This is a genomic window from Mycobacterium sp. (assembly GCF_035623875.1).
Classification (GTDB): domain Bacteria; phylum Actinomycetota; class Actinomycetes; order Mycobacteriales; family Mycobacteriaceae; genus Mycobacterium.
Genome location: NZ_DASPSP010000208.1, coordinates 1 through 3,839 on the forward strand (window position 1 = coordinate 1; position 3,839 = coordinate 3,839).

Annotated in this window: 4 protein-coding genes and 1 pseudogene; all 5 read right to left on the minus strand. The window is 65.0% G+C overall.

The genetic code is table 11. The annotated features are described in order from the left end of the window. Positions 1-671 (minus strand): 6-phosphogluconolactonase (pgl, locus tag VEI45_RS17365; RefSeq protein ID WP_324855395.1); only part of this gene is annotated, 671 nt, incomplete at its 3' end. Continuing rightward, positions 668-750 (minus strand): annotated as a pseudogene (locus VEI45_RS26485) (hypothetical protein); the annotation flags it as partial. The pseudogene VEI45_RS26485 and the gene pgl, both read right to left, overlap by 4 nt. Before the next feature lie 2 nt (positions 751-752). Then, positions 753-1,664 carry a glucose-6-phosphate dehydrogenase assembly protein OpcA gene (gene opcA, locus VEI45_RS17370; protein ID WP_324855397.1) on the minus strand — a complete coding sequence of 304 codons (912 nt, stop codon included), beginning with the start codon at positions 1,662-1,664 and terminating at the stop codon, positions 753-755. An 82-nt stretch (positions 1,665-1,746) separates the two neighbouring features. Next, positions 1,747-3,300 carry a glucose-6-phosphate dehydrogenase gene (zwf, locus tag VEI45_RS17375; protein ID WP_324855399.1) on the minus strand — a complete coding sequence of 518 codons (1,554 nt, stop codon included), beginning with the start codon at positions 3,298-3,300 and terminating at the stop codon, positions 1,747-1,749. Next, positions 3,297-3,839, minus strand: a 543-nt coding sequence (gene tal / locus VEI45_RS17380) for a transaldolase (protein ID WP_324855401.1), incomplete at its 5' end; no start/stop codon positions are given. The genes zwf and tal, both read right to left, overlap by 4 nt.

Genomic DNA, 3,839 nt, shown 5'->3' on the forward strand with positions numbered 1-3,839 from the left:
GCCGGCACCGACACCGGGTTGGCGCCGCCGATCGCGGCGGCCACCGCTTCGGCTTTCTCCGCCCCGGACACCAACAGCCAGACCTCGCGGGACCGCTGGATTGCAGGCAGTGTCAACGTAATTCGTTGCGGCGGCGGCTTCGGCGAATCCTCCACCCCGACCACCAGCCGGGTGGTTTCGTGTACGGCGGGACTGTCGGGGAACAGCGAATTGATGTGCCCCTCCGGTCCCACGCCGAGCAGATGGACATCGAAATTCGGTGCGGGATCGCCCGGTTCGGCGTTCGCGGCCAGCAGCTGCTCGTAGGACAATGCGGCGGCAGCCAGATCACCGCCGAATTCGCCGTCACTCGCCGGCATCGCATGCACGTTGCGCGCGGGAATGTCGATACGATCCAGCAACGCTTCGCGGGCCTGCTTGTCGTTGCGTTCGTCGTCGTCTTCGGCGACGTAGCGCTCGTCGCCCCAGAACAGATGCACTTTCGACCAGTCGATTCGTCCCGCCTGCCCGCCGAGATAACTCATAAGCCGGTTGCCGTTGCCGCCGCCGGTCAGTACGACCAGCGCCCGTCCGCGGGCGGCCACAGCGGCGTCGATGACGCCGATCAGTCGCTCACCCGCCGCAGCGACCAGCCCGTCGCTGTCGGCGAACGTCTCGACGGCTGTGCTCATGTGCGCCGCTCCTCCTCATCGCTCCGTCCCCCTCGCCGCTGCGCGGCTGGGGGTGCCCCACTGCATCGTCGCCGGCGCGGCTCACACGTACTCCACTCGGGCGATGCCTTCGAGAGCTGAAAAGTAGATCGCGTCCGGATCCAATCGGCGCAGGTCCTCGGCGAGGCATTCACCGGTTTCCCTGCGCGCCAACGGAAGCAAAGCATCCGGCCTGGCCGTCCGACTCAGTGTGGCCGTCCTGCCTTCTTGAGGACGGCTCAACACGATGGTCTCGCTCTTGCGTGCCAGCTCGACTTTGAGTTCGCCGACCGCCCGGCGCACCGGACCATCGATCCGGTTGGCCAGCCAGCCCGCCAGGACATCGAGCGCGGGCTCCGTCTTCAAACCGGAAACCAGTGCCGAGTCGATCGGCTCCTGGGGCGCCAGATCGACGGCGGAGGTCAGCAGCGCCCGCCAATAGGTGATGCGGGCCCAGGCCAGGTCGGTGTCACCAGGGGTGTATCCGGGCAGCCTGCTTTTGATGCAAGCCAATGGGTCAGCCCCGTTAGTTGCGTCGGTGATACGCCGAACTGCCAATTGGCCCAACAGATCCTGCGCTGGCACGGCCGGGGCGACATCCGGCCACCACGCCACCACCGGGATATCGGGGAGTAGGAAGGGAATGACCACGCTGGCGGGGTGGCCGGCGAGCGGCCCAGACAGCCGCAGCACCACCACCTCACTGGCGCCGGCGTCGCCGCCCGCGCGCAGTTGTGCATCTAGGCGCGCTTCGTCGGCGTACGGATCGCCTCTCATCGCGACGATGATCCGGCTGGGGTGTTCATGGCTGGCATCGTTGGCAGCCTTGAGTGATTCCTCCAGCACATCTTCGCTGTCCGGCGCGATGATCAGCGTCAGCACTCGTCCCATGGTGACGGCACCGGTCTTTTCGCGCAGCTCATCAAGTTTCTTGTTGACCGCCGTGGTGGTGGTGTCGGGCAGATCGACAATCATTTGCGCCGCTCCTCAGCATCGCTTCGTCCCCCTCGCCGCTGGGCGGCTGGGGGTGCCCCCACTGCATCGTCGCCGGCGCGGATCACGGCCGCCGCCATTCCCGGCCGGTGCGGCGCAGCATTTCAAAGGATGACTCCGGGCCCCAGCCGCCTGCCTCATAGGGGTCGGGCTCGCCGTGTGCCGCCCAGTTTTCCAGGACGGGATCGAGTATCTCCCAAGCCAATTCGACCTCCGCGTTAACCGGAAACAGCGACGGCTCGCCGAGCAGCACGTCGAGGATCAACTGTTCGTAGGCCTCTGGTGATTCTTCGGCGAACGCCGAGCCGTAGGAGAAGTCCATGTTGACATCGCGGACCTCCATGGCGGTGCCCGGCACCTTGGAGCCGAACCGCAGGGTGATCCCCTCGTCCGGCTGCACGCGGATGACCATGGCGTTGGCGCCAAGCTCATCGGTCATGGTGGCGTCGAACGGCAGATGCGGGGCCCGTTTGAAGACCAAAGCGATTTCGGTCACCCTGCGGCCCAGGCGTTTACCGGTTCGCAGGTAGAACGGCACACCGGCCCAGCGCCGGGTGTCGACCTCGAGGGTGATGGCGGCGAACGTCTCCGTAGTGGAGTCCTTTGCGAACCCCTCCTCGTCGAGTAGCCCGACGACTTTCTCCCCGCCCTGCCAACCTCCGGTGTATTGGCCGCGGCTGGTCGTCTCATCGAGCGGTTCGACGAGTCGTGTTGCCGAAAGTACTTTGATCTTCTCGGTTTGCAGCGCCGACGGTTTGAAGCTGACCGGCTCTTCGATGGCGGTCAGCGCCAATAGCTGCATGAGATGGTTTTGGATGACATCTCGCGCGGCGCCGATGCCGTCGTAGTAGCCGGCCCGTCCGCCGAGTCCGATGTCTTCGGCCATGGTGATTTGCACGTGGTCGACATAGTGGGCGTTCCAGATCGGGTCGAACAGTTGATTGGCGAACCGCAGCGCCAGGATGTTTCGCACCGTCTCTTTGCCCAGGTAGTGGTCGATCCGGAAGACCGCCTCCTCCGGAAAGACGGCGTTGACCGTCTTGTTCAGAGCTTGCGCGCTTTCCAGGTCATGTCCGAACGGTTTCTCGATGACCACGCGGCTCCAGCTGTCGCCCTGTGGGCGGGCCAAACCGGACTTGTGTAGCTGGTCGCAGACCACCGGGAAGGATTTGGGCGGGATGGCCAGGTAGAAGGCGTGATTGCCGCCGGTGCCGCGCTCGACATCGAGCTTCTCCAGCACCTCCGCGAGCCGGGCGAACGCGTCGTCGTCATCGAAAGCGCCTGGTACAAAACGGAATCCCTCGGCGAGCCGCTCCCAGTTCTCCTGCCGAAACGGTGTCCGGCAGTGGTCCTTGACGGCTTGGTACACCACCTTGCGGAAATCCTGGGTTTCCCAATCGCGTCGGGCGAAGCCCACCAGGGAGAAGGAAGGTGGCAATAATCCGCGGTTGGCCAAGTCGTAGATGGCCGGCACCACCTTCTTGCGGGCCAGATCGCCGGTGACACCGAAAATCACCACGGCGCATGGCCCAGCAATTCGGGGCAGCCGCTTATCGCGCTTGTCCCGCAGCGGGTTTTGCCATTGCGCGGAGCTGCCCCGCGTGCTGGCTGGACTCATTTGGCGGCGGAGTCGAGCTGATGCTGGGTCTCCTTCAGCAGCTCGTTCCAGGAAACCTCGAATTTCTCCACGCCTTCGTTCTCCAGCACGAGGAAGACGTCGGTCAGGTCGATTCCGACCGCCGCCAGCTTGTCGAACACTTCCTGGGCGGCCGAGGCGGTGCCGGTGACCGTGTCGCCGGTGATGACACCGTGGTCGGCGACCGCGTCAATCGTGTTCTCCGGCATGGTGTTCACGGTGTTCGGCGCGACCAGCTCGGTGACGTAGAGCGTGTCGGAGTAGTCGGGGTTCTTGACACCGGTCGACGCCCACAGCGGCCGTTGTACCCGCGCCCCGTCGGCCTCGAGTTGTCCAAAACGCTCGCCACCCACGAAGACTTCCTGGTAGGCGGCATACGCCAGCCGGGCGTTGGCCACTCCGGCCTGTCCGCGCAGCGCGAGCGCTTCAGCGGAGCCGATCTTCTCCAGACGCTTGTCGATCTCGGTGTCGACTCGTGAGACGAAAAACGATGCCACCGAATGAATCTTGGACAGGTCGTG

Bases quoted from the DNA above. Each gene is read 5' to 3' on its own strand.
- zwf (WP_324855399.1), bottom strand. From the start codon at position 3,300: ATGAGTCCAGCCAGCACGCGGGGCAGCTCCGCGCAATGGCAAAACCCG.
- opcA (WP_324855397.1), bottom strand. From the start codon at position 1,664: ATGATTGTCGATCTGCCCGACACCACCACCACGGCGGTCAACAAGAAA.